Origin of the sequence: Aquabacterium sp. (assembly GCF_050725395.1) — a bacterium.
GTDB lineage: Bacteria > Pseudomonadota > Gammaproteobacteria > Burkholderiales > Burkholderiaceae_C > Aquabacterium.
On the sequence record NZ_JBOHHL010000001.1, the window covers coordinates 237,227 to 252,355 of the forward strand.

15 protein-coding genes are annotated in these 15,129 nt (G+C 61.8%); 9 read left to right on the forward strand and 6 right to left on the reverse strand.

What is annotated here, in order from left to right:
- The first annotated feature begins 68 nt into the window (after positions 1–68).
- Positions 69–953 carry an intradiol ring-cleavage dioxygenase gene (locus ACREB4_RS01105; RefSeq protein WP_431586333.1) on the forward strand — a complete coding sequence of 295 codons (885 nt, stop codon included), beginning with the start codon at positions 69–71 and terminating at the stop codon, positions 951–953.
- Positions 954–983: 30 nt separating this feature from the next.
- Here the strand turns inward: ACREB4_RS01105 and ACREB4_RS01110 are convergent, their stop codons facing one another.
- Genes ACREB4_RS01110 through ACREB4_RS01130 form a run of 5 tightly spaced genes read right to left on the reverse strand, consistent with a single transcriptional unit; the run spans position 984 to position 6,378 of the window.
- Positions 984–1,535 (reverse strand): response regulator, encoded by a 552-nt coding sequence (locus ACREB4_RS01110; RefSeq protein WP_431586334.1) that lies wholly within the window; start codon positions 1,533–1,535, stop codon positions 984–986.
- Positions 1,532–2,827, reverse strand: coding sequence for an HD domain-containing phosphohydrolase (locus tag ACREB4_RS01115; RefSeq protein WP_431586335.1), 1,296 nt, complete (start codon positions 2,825–2,827; stop codon positions 1,532–1,534). Before ACREB4_RS01115 ends, ACREB4_RS01110 begins: the two co-directional genes overlap by 4 nt.
- 13 nt (positions 2,828–2,840) lie before the next feature.
- On the reverse strand, positions 2,841–3,689 hold the full coding sequence (locus ACREB4_RS01120) for an HDOD domain-containing protein (RefSeq protein WP_431586336.1): 849 nt from the start codon (positions 3,687–3,689) through the stop codon (positions 2,841–2,843).
- Positions 3,686–3,865: a hypothetical protein gene (locus tag ACREB4_RS01125; RefSeq protein WP_431586337.1), complete on the reverse strand. Its 180-nt coding sequence runs from the start codon at positions 3,863–3,865 to the stop codon at positions 3,686–3,688. The genes ACREB4_RS01120 and ACREB4_RS01125 overlap by 4 nt, the downstream gene beginning before the upstream one ends.
- Positions 3,862–6,378 carry an EAL domain-containing protein gene (locus ACREB4_RS01130; RefSeq protein WP_431586338.1) on the reverse strand — a complete coding sequence of 839 codons (2,517 nt, stop codon included), beginning with the start codon at positions 6,376–6,378 and terminating at the stop codon, positions 3,862–3,864. Before ACREB4_RS01130 ends, ACREB4_RS01125 begins: the two co-directional genes overlap by 4 nt.
- A 471-nt stretch (positions 6,379–6,849) precedes the next feature.
- Between ACREB4_RS01130 and ACREB4_RS01135 the strand changes: the two genes are divergently transcribed.
- Positions 6,850–7,926 carry an FIST signal transduction protein gene (locus ACREB4_RS01135; protein ID WP_431586339.1) on the forward strand — a complete coding sequence of 359 codons (1,077 nt, stop codon included), beginning with the start codon at positions 6,850–6,852 and terminating at the stop codon, positions 7,924–7,926.
- Here ACREB4_RS01135 and ACREB4_RS01140 read toward each other — a convergent pair.
- The gene (locus ACREB4_RS01140) at positions 7,904–8,215 is read right to left on the reverse strand and encodes a hypothetical protein (protein ID WP_431586340.1); all 312 of its coding nucleotides are present in this window, start codon (positions 8,213–8,215) and stop codon (positions 7,904–7,906) included. The two genes, ACREB4_RS01135 and ACREB4_RS01140, sit on opposite strands and share 23 nt — an antisense overlap.
- Between ACREB4_RS01140 and ACREB4_RS01145 the strand changes: the two genes are divergently transcribed.
- From ACREB4_RS01145 to ACREB4_RS01175, 7 genes are all read left to right on the forward strand, one after another.
- On the forward strand, positions 8,186–9,019 hold the full coding sequence (locus tag ACREB4_RS01145; protein WP_431586341.1) for an ATP-binding protein: 834 nt from the start codon (positions 8,186–8,188) through the stop codon (positions 9,017–9,019). The genes ACREB4_RS01140 and ACREB4_RS01145 overlap by 30 nt on opposite strands.
- Before the next feature lie 123 nt (positions 9,020–9,142).
- Positions 9,143–9,511, forward strand: coding sequence for a response regulator (locus tag ACREB4_RS01150; RefSeq protein WP_431586342.1), 369 nt, complete (start codon positions 9,143–9,145; stop codon positions 9,509–9,511).
- Positions 9,508–10,119 carry a chemotaxis protein CheC gene (locus tag ACREB4_RS01155; RefSeq protein WP_431586343.1) on the forward strand — a complete coding sequence of 204 codons (612 nt, stop codon included), beginning with the start codon at positions 9,508–9,510 and terminating at the stop codon, positions 10,117–10,119. The genes ACREB4_RS01150 and ACREB4_RS01155 overlap by 4 nt, the downstream gene beginning before the upstream one ends.
- 2 nt (positions 10,120–10,121) lie before the next feature.
- On the forward strand, positions 10,122–11,435 hold the full coding sequence (locus tag ACREB4_RS01160) for an ATP-binding protein (RefSeq protein ID WP_431586344.1): 1,314 nt from the start codon (positions 10,122–10,124) through the stop codon (positions 11,433–11,435).
- 151 nt (positions 11,436–11,586) lie between these two features.
- Positions 11,587–12,624, forward strand: a complete 1,038-nt coding sequence (locus ACREB4_RS01165; RefSeq protein WP_431586345.1) for an aliphatic amidase — start codon at positions 11,587–11,589, stop codon at positions 12,622–12,624.
- 2 nt (positions 12,625–12,626) lie between these two features.
- Positions 12,627–13,442: a CbbQ/NirQ/NorQ/GpvN family protein gene (locus ACREB4_RS01170; RefSeq protein WP_431586406.1), complete on the forward strand. Its 816-nt coding sequence runs from the start codon at positions 12,627–12,629 to the stop codon at positions 13,440–13,442.
- The gene (locus ACREB4_RS01175) at positions 13,439–15,127 is read left to right on the forward strand and encodes a nitric oxide reductase activation protein NorD (protein ID WP_431586346.1); all 1,689 of its coding nucleotides are present in this window, start codon (positions 13,439–13,441) and stop codon (positions 15,125–15,127) included. Before ACREB4_RS01170 ends, ACREB4_RS01175 begins: the two co-directional genes overlap by 4 nt.
- The last annotated feature ends 2 nt before the right edge of the window (positions 15,128–15,129 follow it).

Consider the following 15,129-nt stretch of genomic DNA (forward strand, 5'->3'; position numbering starts at 1 on the left):
ACAAGCCCGCTGGTTGCAATGCCTGGACGGGCAAGACGTGCCCGCATCAACACGACGAGGCACCCCGCATGAGCGACCACCACCACGACCACGATCACGACCAGGGCCTGGCACACGACCTGCAAATGCTCATCCTGTCATCCACCCAGCGCCGGCAGGCCCTGCGCTGGTTGTTGGGGGCCGGTGCCACGGCCCTGGTAGGCTGCGGAGGTGGCGGCGACCCCAGCACCACCTCCGCCAGCAGCACGACGGGCAGCACCACGACGACGTCCGGCACCACCACAGGCACGGGCACCGTCGCGTCGTGCTCGGTCATCCCGGAGGAAACCGCCGGTCCTTATCCAGGCGATGGTTCCAACAGCAGCAATGGCTCGATCGCCAATGCCCTGGCCCTGAGCGGCATCGTGCGCAGCGACATCCGTTCCAGCATTGCTGGGGCTTCGGGGGTGGCAGCCGGGGTGCCGCTCACCATCGAGTTGCGCTTGGTCAACACGGCGTCCAGTTGTGCCGACCTGTCGGGTTATGCCATCTACCTGTGGCATTGCGACCGCGATGGCAAGTACTCGATGTACTCGTCCGGCATCACCGCCGAGAACTACCTGCGCGGCGTGCAGTCCACCGACAGCAGTGGGGTGGCGAGCTTCACCACCATCTTTCCGGCGTGCTATTCGGGCCGCATGCCGCATGTGCACTTCGAGGTCTACCAATCGGCCAACGTGGCCACGCAGTACAGCAACAAGCTGAAGACCTCGCAACTGGCCTTTCCCGTGGCCGTGTGCCAGACCGTCTACAACGGTGCCTCGGGCTACAGCGCCAGCGTCAGCAACCTGGCCCAGATCAGCTTCGCCACCGACAATGTGTTCAGCGATGGCGTGAGCCTCCAGACGGCCACCGTCACCGGCGACCTCGTGAACGGCTATGTGGCCACGCTGACCGTGGGCATCTCGGCGTGAGCCTCCTCCTCGGCCCCAGGTGCGAATGGCTCAGTTGACTGGATCCTCGTCCAGCCCGGGCATCAGGACCTCGCCGTTCGGCCCCCATTCCACGTGGGTGATGCCCGGCTCCTGCTCTTCCAATCGCCTTTTCTCAGCTTCCTGGGCACTCAAGTCATTCTGGCGCACCCTCATCTCGTCGACGGCTTTGCGCTCCTGCAGATTTTTCTGGGCACGCTCCAGGGCCAATTTGACGCATGACACCAGTTCGCCTTCCTGCCATGGCTTGGTCAGGTAACGGAACACCTCGACGTCGTTGATCGCCGTCATGATGGTCTCGACCTCCGTGGTGGCGCTCAAGATCATGCGAATGGCTTGGGGCTGCTTGTCGCGCACCTTTCCCAGGAACTGGACGCCGTTCATCTGGGGCATGCGGAAGTCGCTGACGACGACGTCGAACGACACCACGTCCGTGCGCGCCAGCGCCTGCAGCGGGTTGTCGAAGCCTTCCACCTTGACGGAGGCCGGCAAGGACCGGCGCAGCAAACGCTGCAGGGCGAAGACCACGTTGGGCTCATCGTCAAGGAGCAGTATGCGGCTCATGAACGCTCCTGTGGCTGCTTGATGGCCAGCAAGATGGGTTGGCCACCCCGCCGCTCGAAGGTCTTGATCCGCGCAATCAGTTCATCGGTCAGCACATGGTCTGCTGCCAGAAGCAAGACGCCTTCGGCGGACAGGAAGTCAACGGCGAGCACCATGCCGGGTTTCAGTTCGTCCGTTCTCAACTTGAGCGGACGGTGCGTGGGCGGCGGCGGTGGTTTGGCAAACAGGCTCAGAAAGGCATCGATGACCGCTGGATCGAACTGCGTGCCTTTGCCTCGGCTGATCATTGTTCGGGCCTCGTGCGGCGAAAGGCATTCGGTGATGAGGTGGCCGGCCTGCATGTCTTCATAGGCATCGACCACGGCCAGGATGCGGGCCCCCACTGGAATGGCCTCGTCCTTGAGGCCATCCGGGAATCCACGGCCATCGTGGCGCTCATGGTGAGACCGGATCAAGGCTGCCACGGGTTGCATGTCATCCAGGCCCATCAAAGCCTGCTCCCCAAAAATCGGGTGAAGCCTGTAGCGGGCGGACTCTTCCGGCGTCATCTTCGAAACCGGCTTGGACAAGGTCGTGTCCGACAGCCCGATCTTGCCGATGTCGTGCATCAAGGCCGCGATGAAAACCTCGTGGGCCTGCGTGTCGTCCAGATTCAAGGTCTTGGCCGTGCGCCTTGCCAGGTCCGCCACTTTGCGTGAATGGCCCACCAGTTGCCCACCCCGCAGTTCGATCAGATTGGAGAACGACTTGATCGAGTTGAAGTAGTTCTTCTTCAGTCGGTCATTGAGTTGCGCCAACTCGGCCGTGCGCTCCTCGACCTTCTGCTCAAGCGTGGCATTGAGCGCCTTGAGTTCTTCGTTTTGCCGGATGCTCAGGGCTTCAAGGCGATTCTTCTCGGCGACAAGCGCTTTGCGTTCAAAGGCTTCGGCGACAGTGCCCAGGATCTCGCTGTCTTTCCAGGGCTTGGCGATGTACCGATGAATCTGCCCCTCGTTGATCGCGGAGATGGTGGAATCGATGTCGGCATAGCCCGTCAGCAAAAGCCTCGTGATCTCGGGCCAGCGCGTGCGCACTTGCGAGAGCAACTCGGCGCCAGTCATCATCGGCATGCGCATGTCGGAGATGATCAGATCGACTGTTTCGGTTTCGAGCAGCGCCAAGGCCGCCGCGCCGCTTTCCGCGGTCAGGACCCGGTGCCCTGACGAGCGAAACAGGCGCTTCATGGCGGAAAGGATGCTCGGCTCGTCGTCAACGCAGAGAACGGTCCGGGGAATGGCTTGAGGCGTGTCCATGGGGCTCCTGGCATCAGACCTGCAAGGCCTGACACACATCTTCAAACTGGTTTTGCACTTGGGCGAATGCCGCCATGCAGGCTTCCTCGCCGGGGAACATGGCCGCCCAGATGTCAGGCGGGGTAGGCGGAACCGTCTCATCGGCATCGCCCGAAAAGCCCAAGGCGTGCGAGAACGCATCGGCGAGGTGCGCCAGCCCCACCAGCCCCGGACCATGGTGCATGGACGGTGCATGGTGAAACTCGATGGCTTCGACAATCACTGGTGAGAACCGCCAGTGCTCCGCGATCCTGGCCCCGGCGACGGCATGGTCGATGCCCATCAAAGACCGTTCGGCATCCACCAGCAGCAGGTCATGCTGGCGCTGGTGTGCCAGGACCTTGGCGTAGACATCGCTGTAAGAACAGGCCAGGGCAATGCGCCCGATGTCATGCAGCAGCCCTGCCGCAAAGCCAATGTCGCTGTCCATGCGAAGTTCATGCGCGAGCGCCTGCCCGCACAGCGCCGTGCCGACCGCATGCCGCCAGAAGCCCCTGAACTCGAAGCCCGGAACCTGAGGGGGCTTGAAGCTGCCGGTGACCCCTGCGGCCACGACCACCGTTCGAACGGTCCTCATGCCCAAGATCGTCAGTGCTTCGGGAATGGACCCAATTTGTCGGGTCATGCCATAGAAGGCCGAGTTGGCCATGCGCAGTGTCTTGGCGCTCAAGGCAGGGTCTCGCGACAACTTGGCCGCAAGCTCTTCCGATGACAATGATTCGTTGCCGAGGCAGGCGATGAGCTCCATCACGACCGCAGGGAGGGAGGGCAGTTCTCTGACACGCGCTTTGAATTGGTCTGGCGTGATGACCAGGTCGCTCATGGCAAGGCTCCCAATTTGTACCTCATCACCAGGTGATAGAGCGGGCTGACTTGACCGGAGCCGAGGATGTGCCGGAACCGGTGCTCGATCTGCCGCCTTGTTTCCTCGCGCTGCGCCTCGGTCGATGCCGATGGGATGAGGTCTGTGTCGGTCTTGGGGGTCTGGTCGGGTGTCATGTCGAGCTTCCGTCGGAGGGGAGGGCCTCTTTTGACTGCGGCATGAGGACCAGCAGCGCGCCTCTTGACTTCGCGGCCCCGGTCATGGGGCGGCACACCGCCCGAAACGCCAAGCCTTTGAGGGTGATGTCATGGTGAAGGCCATCACAGGTGTTCCAAAGCGCCGCCAAGGGCTCCAGCTTGATGTCGTTGACGTGCATGCCCAGCAGGTTCCCAGCGTCGCTGAACAGTTCTTCGGCGTCGGTGTTCATGAAAGCGACCATGCCTTCCGGGTCGAACCCGATCAGCGGCGCCGGGATGTTCTCCAGCACATCCCTGGCCATGGTCAGGCTGCTTTCTTCGCGGTTGATCTGTTCTTGCTGGTAGGCCAGAAGATGCTGAAGCCGCTTGTTGACTTCGGCCAATTCGAGGTTGGCATCCTGGACCTCGCGGTCAAGCCGCAGGTTCTCATCGGCCATTTCCTTTTGCTGAAAGGCTTCCTTGATGTGTCCCCGAACCAGCTCGTCATTCCATGGCTTGGTCAGGAACTTGTAGATGGCGCCCTCGTTGATGGCGTCCGTGATCGATTGGAGTTCGGTGTAGCCCGACAGCACCATGCGCACCGTCTTGGGATAAAGCTCCTTGGCCCTGCGCAAGAACTCGACCCCCGTCATGCCCGGCATTCTCTGGTCGGACAAGATCACGTCCACCTCGTACTCGGCCAGGCGCTGCAAGCCTTGAGGTCCGCTGTTGGCGGTGACGATGTCATAACCATCACGGCGCAGCAGGCGCTTCAGGGATGACACGATGCTTTCTTCGTCATCGACCAGCAAGAGCGTGCGCTTGCGCCCCTTGCGTCCAATCATGTCCTGGGGCAGGCACTTCTTGTCACGCAGCAGCGCGAGCATGTCCTGCTCGTGCAGGGGTTCGCTGAAATAGAAGCCCTGCATCTGGTCGCACTGGTTGGCCACCAGCAGGGCGACTTCGCCATCGCTTTCAACGCCCACGGCCACCACCTTCATCTGCAGGCTGTGCGCCAGGTTGATGATCGCCCGGGTGATGGACACATCCTGTGTGGCCGCCGTGACGTCGGGCACCAGCGATCTTCCAATCTTGATCATGTCGATCGGCAAGCGGCGCAAGTTGACCAAGCTCGAGTAGCCAGTGCCAAAGTCGTCCAGCGCGATGTGCACGCCAATCGACTTGAGCGCGCTCAGCGCGTCGGCCACACGCGCCAGGTCATTCATCAACATGCTTTCCGTGACTTCGATGGTCAGGCAATGCGGATCCAGGCCGGTCTGTCGCAAGACCGCTTCGACCGAGCCGGCGATGTCGGGTTGATTCAACTGCCTTGCCGACATGTTCACGGCCATTCGCAAAGCCGGCAGCCCTGATTGTTGCCACCGCATGGCACTCTCGCAGGCGGTCTTGAGCACCCAGCTGCTGATCTCCAGGATGAGTTCCGTTTCCTCCGCGATGGGAATGAAGTCATCGGGAGCGAGGTCACCGAACAAGTCGTTGCGCCAGCGCACCAGCGCTTCCACGCCGATCACCTGGCCTGTGAGCAGGTCGATCTGCGGTTGGTATTGAAGGTAGAGCTCCTGCCGGCTCAAGGCCTCCCGCAGGGCCGCCGCCCGGGCGAGCTTGTCTCCCAGCTTGGCATTGGCTTCGGCGGTGAAAAAACAGATCTGATTGGGCCCCATGGCTTGTGCCATGCGCATCGCCGCCTCGGCTTGCCTCAAGGCATGGCGTGGCTCCTCGTCCCCGTCCTGGGGGAACACCACGATCCCGATGCCGCACGAAACCTCGACCACGGCGCCGTCCAGTTTGACCGGGCCCGACAGGGTCTCCACCAGCTGGCGGCTGAACTGCAATGCCAGCTCGTCATCCAGTTGGCCGTCGTCGGTCAGCAGGAACATGAACTCGCCCGAGCCCATGTGGGCCCATGTGTCCGACTTGCGCAAGGCAGCGGCCATTTTGCGGGTCAGCAGCAGCAGCAATTGATCCCCAAGCGCGTAGCCCAGCGACCCGTTGATCTTCTGGATTTCATTGATCTCGATCGCCACCAAGGCGATCCGCCGTCCTTGGGGAAGGGCAAGCCTTGCTTCGGCCTGGAGGCGGTCGTGCAGCATCTGGCGGTCGGGCAGGCCGGTCACCGTGTCAAACCGGGCCAGCCGCAAGGACTGTTCCTGCGCTTCCTGCCGCCCCGATGTGTCATGCGCATAGAGCACGACAAAGCTCTTGGCGTCGTATTCCAGGGGCGAGGCATGCAACTCGACCGTGATCATGTGGCCATCGGCAGCTCGCCAGTCGCTGGAAAGTGTGCGGCTGCCTGTGCGCTTGAGCGTGTCCGAGGTGTTGCGCCACATGTCTGGACGCCGATGCGGGGCGATGTCGAAGATGCTCATCTCCTTCATGCCTCCTGCGCCGTATCCCAGCAGTTTTTCAGTGGCTTCGTTGACGTAGCTCAACAGCCCGTCCTCATCCACGACCAGCACTGGCACAGGCGAGTGGTCCAGCATGAATCGACTCATGCGCAGTGCTGGATCCGATTCATGCAAGAGGTTTGGCGAGGACTGGTCGTTCAAAGTGCCTCCTGGTGACACGTGCTGCCGCGTTTTAGCAACGCGGATCTCTCGTCTTCTATCGGTTGATGCTCCTGAAACATGATGGCCGGTCATCCCACAGGAGGTCGCGTCTGTGTGATCTCGACGGGAATGACCGGAGTCGCTTCTTGGAATGTGCGCCATTCGGGCAGAAACCAGCGGCTTTCCCATGCTGCTGGTGTGTTTGTTCGGTCGTGCTGGCACCGAGTGGCGTAAAAGACCAGCATCCGCCACAAGTTCACGTTTGGATGCAAAGCCCGGTTCGCTGGTGCTCAATCGTTTGGCCGAATTGCCGAAGTCTTGGCCTGGGGCCGTTCCCATCGCCTTTGAAAATCGCCAATGCAGACAGAACAGTTGACGTGGAATGCGCAAACCGGCTGGAGCCAGGACAAACCGGCCATGAAAAGCCCTGTGCATTGCGTGCTGGCCTTCGGCTCTCCTGAGGCGCTTCAAAATGTGGAAGCCTTGGCGCAACTCCGCATTTGGTACCCACAGGCTCACATCGTCGGCTGTTCGACCGCTGGCGAGATCTGCGGCATGAGTGTTCAAGACAACACGCTGGTGGCCACGGCGCTGCATTTCGCGCACACCCACCTGCGGATGGCCAGCGCCATGGTGGTCGACGCCTTGGACAGCCACCAGACAGGCGCGACACTGGCCGCCGAACTCAACACACCGGGGCTGGCCCATGTGATGGTCCTGTCCGATGGTCTCCATGTCAATGGAACCGCCTTGGCCAATGGCCTGCGCGAACACCTGCCCGCCACGGTGGCGGTGACCGGTGGACTGGCTGGCGATGGCGATCGTTTCCAAAGCACCCTGGTTTGCGTGGACAACAAGGTCTCGGAAAAATGCGTGGCGGCCATCGGCTTCTACGGCGACCGCCTGAAGGTGGGTTATGGCTCGATGGGCGGTTGGGACAGCTTCGGGCCAGAGCGGCTGGTGACACGTTCAAGCGGCAATGTGCTGTTCGAGCTGGATGGGCAGCCGGCACTTGATCTGTACAAGCGCTACCTGGGTGAGCACGCCCAGCAGCTTCCCGCCAGCGCCTTGCTGTTTCCTCTGGCACTGCGTGGCGATTCGATCGACGGCAGCGTGGTCCGCACCATCCTGGCGGTGGACGAGGCCCAGGGCAGCATGACCTTCGCGGGTGACATGCCGCAGGGCACCCATGCGCGGCTGATGAAAGCCAATTTCGACCGTTTGATCGAAGGCGCGGCGGGTGCGGCGCGGGCGGGGCTTCAAAGGCTGGACAGTTTCGAGCCCGAGTTGGCCATCCTGATCAGTTGTGTTGGGCGCAAGCTGGTCCTCAAGCAGCGTGTCGAGGAAGAAATCGAAAGCGTCCGGGAGGTGCTGGGGCCGCAGGCAACTTTGGCGGGCTTCTACTCCTATGGCGAGATCTGCCCGCACCTCAACCTCACCAAGTGCGAGCTGCACAACCAGACCATGACGGTCACCACGTTCTCAGAGCAGTGAAGTGAATTACCACAAGCTGCTTGAGCGCCAGATTGGCCGCCACCTTCCCGAAGGTGCGCCACCTCATGAACTGGGTCGGCTGCTGGCGGCGGTCAATGAGGCCTACCGCGACGCGGATGCCGACCGGAGTGCGATCGAACGCTCGCTGGAGCTGATGTCGGCGGAACTGACCGAGCGCAATGTTCAGTTGCAGTTCGAATTGCAGGAGCGCCATGCGGTCGAGCAGGCGCTGCTGCAGGAGAAGTCGGAGCAGCAGGCTTTGATCAAGAAGCTGGAAGAAGCCCATCATCAGCTTCTGCAGGCTGAAAAAATGGCCTCGATCGGGCAATTGGCGGCCGGGGTGGCCCACGAAATCAACAACCCCATCGGCTTTGTGGGCTCCAACATGGGGACCTTGCGCGAGTATGTTCAAAGCCTGCTTGATCTCATCGCGGCTTATGAATCGCACGAGGCTGACATGGAGGCTTCGATTCGGCAGCGCATGTCGGGTTTGCGCGCTCAAATCGATCTCAGCTACCTGCGCCAGGACATTCCGAACCTGGTGAGCGAATCCATCGACGGCATCGAACGTGTCCGCAAGATCGTTCAGGACCTGAAGGACTTCTCGCACGTGGATGAGGCGCAGTGGCAATGGGCCGACCTTCGCTGTGGGCTGGATAGCACATTGAACATTGTTCAAAATGAAATCAAATATGTGGCCGAGGTGGTCAAGCACTACGGAGACATTCCGGATGTGGAATGCATGCCATCTCAGCTGAACCAGGTCTTCATGAACTTGCTGGTCAATGCCGCGCACGCGATGCATGAGCGGCGCGGCAAGATCACGGTGACTGTGGGCTCGGCGCTGCCCGAGTCAGTCTTCGTCGAGATCGCAGATGAAGGGCATGGCATTGCACCAGAAAACCTCAAGCGGATCTTCGACCCTTTCTTCACCACCAAGGCTGTTGGCAAGGGAACGGGCTTGGGCTTGTCCTTGTCTTATGGCATCGTCAAGAAACACGGTGGCCAGATCACGGTGGAAAGTCAGCCTGGGGCTGGCACCGTCTTTCGGATTGCGCTGCCAGTCCGCCAACCCGAAAGGCGGCCGGATTGACTGCCTTCTCAATGGCCGACTCAAGGCGTACCATTTCCCCGATGCACGGCGGTTTCGCGCATCGCACTCAGCTTTCCCCTGCAGGTCGGGGCGCAACCGCGGTTCATTCGCAAGGTCTCAGACATGAGCACATCGGTTCTGGTTGTTGACGACTCGGCCATGGCGCGCAAGATGCTGATTGCAGCACTGCCGCCATCCTGGGACGTGTCCATTCGCCAAGCCTCCAATGGCCAGCAGGCCCTGGAGGCCTACCGGGAGGGCGGGATCGACGTGATGTTCCTCGACCTGACCATGCCCGTCATGGATGGCTTCCAGGTTCTGGAGCATCTCCGCAAGGAAGACATGAACTGCCTGGTCATCGTGGTGTCGGCCGACATCCAGCCAGAGTCCCAGCAACGTGTGAAGCAATTGGGGGCCATTGCCTTCATGCGCAAACCCATCAATGCAGACGCCGTGCATGCGGTGCTCAAAGAATACGGATTGGCGCTATGAACGCACCGCTGCTGAACGAGGACCAGCGCGATGCGCTGCAAGAAATCACCAACATCGGCATGGGCAGGGCAGGCGACTCGATCGCCCGCATCTTCAACGAGTTTGTCGAGTTGTCGGTGCCCCGCATCCTGACCGTGGAAGGCCTGCAACTGGCCGACAAAGTGGCGGAGATGGTGGGGTGCAAGGACGTCTCTGGTGTGCGGCAGGCATTTCATGGACAGCTGCGTGGCGAAGCCCTGGTGATCTACAACCACCAGCACTGCAATCAATTGGCGGAGTTGTTCGGCTACGAACCTGAATCGGTCTCCGGCTCCGAAAGCGAACTCCTGCTGGATGTCACCAACGTTCTGGTGGGCGCGTGCCTAGGGGGGATGGCCGAGCAGTTCCAGATCGACATCGGTTTTTCGGCGCCAGCCCTGATGGGCGAGCATGGCGCGGTCACGGACCTGCTCCGTGTCGAGCAGATCGAGACCAAGCAGGTGCTGTTCGTCGAGGTCAACTTCAAACTCGAGCGGCACAGCTTTTCCTGCCACCTGATCATCCTGATGTCCGATGCACAGATCGCCATGGTCGAACGTGCCATCGACGCGTTCATCGAAAGATTCTGAGCATGCCGCCAGACGATCAATTTGAGATGCTGGGCTTCATCGTTGACCACGTTGAAGTGGGCCTCTTTGCCGTTGATCCGGAATTTCGCATCACGCTTTGGAATGGTTTCATGGCGATGCACAGCGGCAAGAGCTTTGACGAGGTGAAGGGCCGCAATCTGTTCGAGTGCTTCCCTGAGCTGCCGTCCAAATGGCTGGAAAAGAAGATCCAGAACGTTTTCCTGTTGAAGAACTACGCCTTCACGTCCTGGGAGCAGCGGCCGCATCTCTTCAAGTTTCCCCACAATCGTTCAGTGACGGGTGGCATGGAATCCATGCGCCAGAACTGCACATTCCTGCCGGTCAAACGTGGCGATGTGGTGGACCACGTCTGCGTGGCCCTGTTTGACTACACCGACACGGCGCTGTTTCAAAAGCAGCTGACCGCCACCATCGCGGCGCTCGAGGTTGAAAAGGCCGAGCAAAGAAAATTGATCGCACAACTCGCGGAGGCGCAAGGCCAGCTCCTGCAGGCCGAGAAGATGGCCTCGATCGGCCAACTTGCGGCGGGCGTTGCGCACGAGATCAACAACCCCATCGGCTTCGTGAATGGCAATTTTGGAAGCCTTGAAAGCTACATCTCCGACCTGATGCGTTTGTTGGGCGAATACGAAGGGCTGGAATCCTTGCTGGAGCAGCATCCTCAGGCCCTGGCCCGTGTCAAGGCGGTCAAGCAAGAGATCGAGATCGATTTCCTGCGGGAAGATTTGCCCCAACTCTTCAAGGAGAGTCGCGATGGGCTTGACCGTGTCAAACGCATCGTTCAAGACTTGAAAGATTTCTCCCGGGTTGACCAGGTGGAATGGCAGAGTGCCAACCTCCACGATTGCTTGAACAGCACCCTCAGCATCGTTCAGAACGAGGTCAAGTACAAGGCGGAGGTGATCAAGAACTACGGCGATCTGCCCCTTGTGGAGTGCATGCCGTCTCAGCTGAACCAGGTTTTCCTGAATCTTCTGGTCAATGCCGCGCAGGCGATCAAGGAACGCGGCCAGATCACCATTCGAACGGCCGTTGAGCAAGACTGGGTGGTGGTCTCCGTGTCGGACACCGGTTCTGGTATTCCACAAGATGTGGTCAAGCGGATCTTCGATCCCTTTTTTACCACCAAGCCCGTGGGATCGGGGACGGGGCTGGGCCTGTCGGTCTCTTACAGCATTGTGAGCCGGCATGGCGGCCGCATCGACGTGGACACGCAAGTCGGCGTGGGAACAACCTTCTTGGTCTGGCTCCCGATCGCCCAAACCAAGGGTGCCGCCGAGCCTGGCAGGCCGTGACCGCTTAGGCTTCCCGGACATGCATTCCGGGCTGACCTTCCTCACCGGTCACCAACACCTTGAGGTGCAGGGCGCTGGTTTTTTGCTTGCCCGATTCTTGCTTTGACGGATTGGTGGCTGATCAAACCATCTTTCCCCAAAGGAGTTCCCCATGAGACACGGAGACATTGGCAGCAGCAACGACACCGTCGGCGTGGCCGTCGTCAACTACAAGATGCCCCGCCTGCACACCAAGGCCGAGGTGCTGGCCAACGCCCGCAAGATTGGCGAAATGCTGGTCGGCATGAAGCAGGGCCTGCCCGGCATGGACCTGGTCGTCTTTCCCGAGTACTCGACGCACGGGATCATGTACGACGCCAAGGAGATGTACGACACGGCCTCGACCATCCCCGGTGAAGAGACCGAGATCTTCGCCGCCGCCTGCCGCAAGGCCAATGTGTGGGGCGTGTTCTCGCTCACTGGCGAGCGCCACGAAGAGCATCCCAACAAGGCGCCCTACAACACGCTCATCCTGATGAACAACCAGGGCGAGATCGTCCAGAAGTACCGCAAGATCATGCCGTGGACGCCCATCGAGGGCTGGTACCCGGGCAACTGCACATACGTGAGCGATGGCCCCAAGGGCATGAAGATCAGCCTGATCATTTGCGACGACGGCAACTACCCCGAGATCTGGCGCGACTGCGCCATGCGCGGCGCCGAGTTGATCGTGCGCTGCCAGGGCTACATGTACCCCGCCAAGGAGCAGCAGATCATGGTTGCCAAGACCATGGCCTGGATGAACAACGTCTACGTGGCTGTGGCCAACGCCACCGGATTCGACGGCGTGTACAGCTACTTCGGCCACTCGGCGTTGGTGGGCTTCGACGGCCGCAGCCTGGGCGAGTGCGGCACCGAAGAGATGGGCATCCAGTACGCCGAGATGTCGGTCAGCGCCATCCGCGATGCGCGCAAGAACCAGCAGTCCAACAACCACCTCTACAAGCTGGTGCACCGCGGCTACACGGGCAAGATCAACTCGGGCGAAGACGCCAAGGGTGTGGCGGCCTGCCCCTTCGAGTTCTATGGCAAGTGGGTGAACGACCCTGAAGGCACGCGCGAGATGGTCGAGTCCATCACCCGCTCGACCGCCGGCACGCCCGAGTGCCCGATCGAAGGCATCCCCAACGAGCCCGCCCAGCACCGTTGATGATGGGGCTCGACACCTACCGCATCGCGGCCGAGCCCTATTACCAGGCGACGGGCAACGAAGTCGCCTTGTTCGAGCATGCGCACCGCCACCGCATGCCCTTGTTGCTCAAGGGCCCCACCGGTTGCGGCAAGACGCGCTTCGTCGAGCACATGGCCTGGAAGCTGGACCGGCCGCTGGTCACCCTCGCGTGCAACGAGGACATGACCGCGTCCGACCTGGTGGGCCGCTACCTGCTGGACGCGGACGGCACCCGGTGGCACGACGGCCCACTGACCCTGGCTGTGCGTCACGGGGGCATCTGCTACCTCGACGAGGTGGTGGAGGCGCGGCAGGACACCACCGTGGTGATCCACCCCTTGACCGACGCGCGCCGCATGCTGCCGCTGGACAAGAAGGGCGAGGTGGTCCAGGCCCACCCTGATTTCCAGCTCATCGTGTCGTACAACCCGGGCTACCAGAGCCGGTCCAAGGACATGAAGACCTCGACCCGCCAGCGTTTCGCAGCGCTGGATTTCGATTACCCGCCGATGGCCGTGGAAGCCGGCATCGTGGCGCATGAAACCGGCGTGGCGCTGGAGGTGGCGACGCGGCTGGTGCGCATCGCCCACCAGTCGCGCGCGCTGAAAGGGCGGGGGCTGGACGAGGGCATGTCCACCCGCATGCTGATCTATGCGGGACTCCTGATCGGCTCGGGCCTGGACGCGCGTGAAAGCTGCGACATGGCCTTGACCCATGCGCTGACCGATGACCCGGACATGGCGCGGACCTTGCGCGATTTGGTGGCCGCGCAGTTTGGCGAGGGGGCGGTGGCATGAGGTCGGGCGAGGCTTCGGTGAAGGACTTGGGTGCTTTGCCGGGCGCCTTGCCATCGCTGCGTTGGTTGGCACAAGGCTTGTTGGGCCGCGACCTGGCGTTGCAGCCGGGCGGCTCTTGTGCGGCGGAGGGTTTGCCTTCGCGTCCCGTGCTGACGCCCACGCACCTGTTGCTGCCCGATGACCTGGCCGTGCCAGAGGGGCTCGATCAGCGTGGCCTGCTTCGGGCTGCCATCGCGCACGCGGTGGCCCATTTGAAATTCTCGACGCCGGCGTTGCCTTCTGTCGGTTTGAAGCCGATGACGGTCGCGCTGATCTCGGCGCTGGAGGACGCGCGCGTCGAGCGCCTGCTGTTGCGCGAGCACCCGGGCATGCGCGACTGGTTTCTGGCGCCTCTGCGCTTGGCCCTTCAGCCTGAAGGCGTGGGCTTTGCCTCGCTGACCTCACGCCTGGATCTGGCGCTGATGGACCAAGGCTACCGCGACGATCATCCCTGGGTCCACAAGGCCCGCACCCTGTTCGAACAGCACGCCGCCGATCTTGAGAACACCGAGGGCTTTCGCCAGATGGCCCTGAACCTGGTGCACGACCTGGGTCAGACGCGCGTGGCCTTCAGGCCTGGGCAGTACCAAGTGTCCGCCCCTTACCGGGACGACAACACCTTCCTGTGGCAACACGACTTTTCGGCCGCCGACCCGCCGCCTGAATTGGAACTGCAGGTGCCGCAGCAACGCCCGCCGCAGGCGCAGACCCTGAAGAAACGCAGCGATGGCGAGACGCCCGAAGTGGCCGTTGAAGAAGTGGCCTTGAGCCAGAACCTCTACCCGGAATGGGACCACCGCCTGTCAATGCTGCGCCAGGATTGGTGCACGGTGATCGACAAGCTGCCGACTTGGCGCCATGCGCCCAGGCTGGTGCGGCCGGTGTCCGCCATGCCCATGTCCTTGAAGCGATCGCTGCGTTTGAATGGCGGCCGCCGCATCCGGCGCCAGCCGGAAGGCGATGAGCTGGACCTCAACGCGGTGGTGGAGTTCATGGTGGCGCAGCGCTCGCAACGCTTTGCCGAATCCCGCTGCTTCATCCGCCGTGCGGCGGCTGACACGCCAGCCAGCATCCTGGTCTTGCTGGACCTGTCTGAATCCACCAATGACCGATTGGGCGAAGGCACGCCAACTTTCCTCGACCTGGAAAAGCAAGCAGCCCTGATGCTGGCCGACGCGGTGCACGCCAGTGGTGACCGCATCGCCGTGCATGGTTTCTCGTCCAACACGCGTGCCGAGGTCAGCTATTACCGCCTGCTTGATTTCGGTGCCCCCCTGGATGCTGCCGCGCACATGGTGCTGGCATCGGCCCCGGCGCGCCACTCGACCCGATTGGGCGCGGCCTTGCGCCACGCCACCGCCTGCCTGCTGGAGGAAGCCAATGATCTGAAAGCCATCCTCGTGCTGACCGATGGCGCGCCCTCTGACATCGATGTGCACACCCCGCAGCACCTGGTGGAAGATGCGCGCCATGCCCTCCATGAGGCGCGTTCTGGCGGCGTGCAGGTGCATGGCCTGGTCGTGGACCGGCAAGCCGACACCTACGCGCGCCGCATCTTCGGCTGGCGCCATTACCACGTCGTGGACCAGCCCAGAGCCTTGCCCGATCGCTTGTGCGGCCTTTACCGCTGGCTGACCGCGGCCTGAAC

What these genes read in the sequence shown, in the direction of transcription:
- ACREB4_RS01170 (WP_431586406.1), top strand. Translation starts at nt 12,627, where the DNA reads ATGGGGCTCGACACCTACCGCATCGCGGCCGAGCCCTATTACCAGGCG.
- ACREB4_RS01140 (WP_431586340.1), bottom strand. Translation starts at nt 8,215, where the DNA reads ATGATGGGCTTCTTCCAGCTTCTTGATCAAAGCCTGCTGCTCCGACTT.
- ACREB4_RS01135 (WP_431586339.1), top strand. Translation starts at nt 6,850, where the DNA reads ATGAAAAGCCCTGTGCATTGCGTGCTGGCCTTCGGCTCTCCTGAGGCG.
- ACREB4_RS01175 (WP_431586346.1), top strand. Translation starts at nt 13,439, where the DNA reads ATGAGGTCGGGCGAGGCTTCGGTGAAGGACTTGGGTGCTTTGCCGGGC.
- ACREB4_RS01105 (WP_431586333.1), top strand. Translation starts at nt 69, where the DNA reads ATGAGCGACCACCACCACGACCACGATCACGACCAGGGCCTGGCACAC.
- ACREB4_RS01155 (WP_431586343.1), top strand. Translation starts at nt 9,508, where the DNA reads ATGAACGCACCGCTGCTGAACGAGGACCAGCGCGATGCGCTGCAAGAA.
- ACREB4_RS01110 (WP_431586334.1), bottom strand. Translation starts at nt 1,535, where the DNA reads ATGAGCCGCATACTGCTCCTTGACGATGAGCCCAACGTGGTCTTCGCC.
- ACREB4_RS01160 (WP_431586344.1), top strand. Translation starts at nt 10,122, where the DNA reads ATGCCGCCAGACGATCAATTTGAGATGCTGGGCTTCATCGTTGACCAC.
- ACREB4_RS01165 (WP_431586345.1), top strand. Translation starts at nt 11,587, where the DNA reads ATGAGACACGGAGACATTGGCAGCAGCAACGACACCGTCGGCGTGGCC.
- ACREB4_RS01150 (WP_431586342.1), top strand. Translation starts at nt 9,143, where the DNA reads ATGAGCACATCGGTTCTGGTTGTTGACGACTCGGCCATGGCGCGCAAG.
- ACREB4_RS01125 (WP_431586337.1), bottom strand. Translation starts at nt 3,865, where the DNA reads ATGACACCCGACCAGACCCCCAAGACCGACACAGACCTCATCCCATCG.
- ACREB4_RS01130 (WP_431586338.1), bottom strand. Translation starts at nt 6,378, where the DNA reads ATGAGTCGATTCATGCTGGACCACTCGCCTGTGCCAGTGCTGGTCGTG.
- ACREB4_RS01115 (WP_431586335.1), bottom strand. Translation starts at nt 2,827, where the DNA reads ATGGACACGCCTCAAGCCATTCCCCGGACCGTTCTCTGCGTTGACGAC.
- ACREB4_RS01120 (WP_431586336.1), bottom strand. Translation starts at nt 3,689, where the DNA reads ATGAGCGACCTGGTCATCACGCCAGACCAATTCAAAGCGCGTGTCAGA.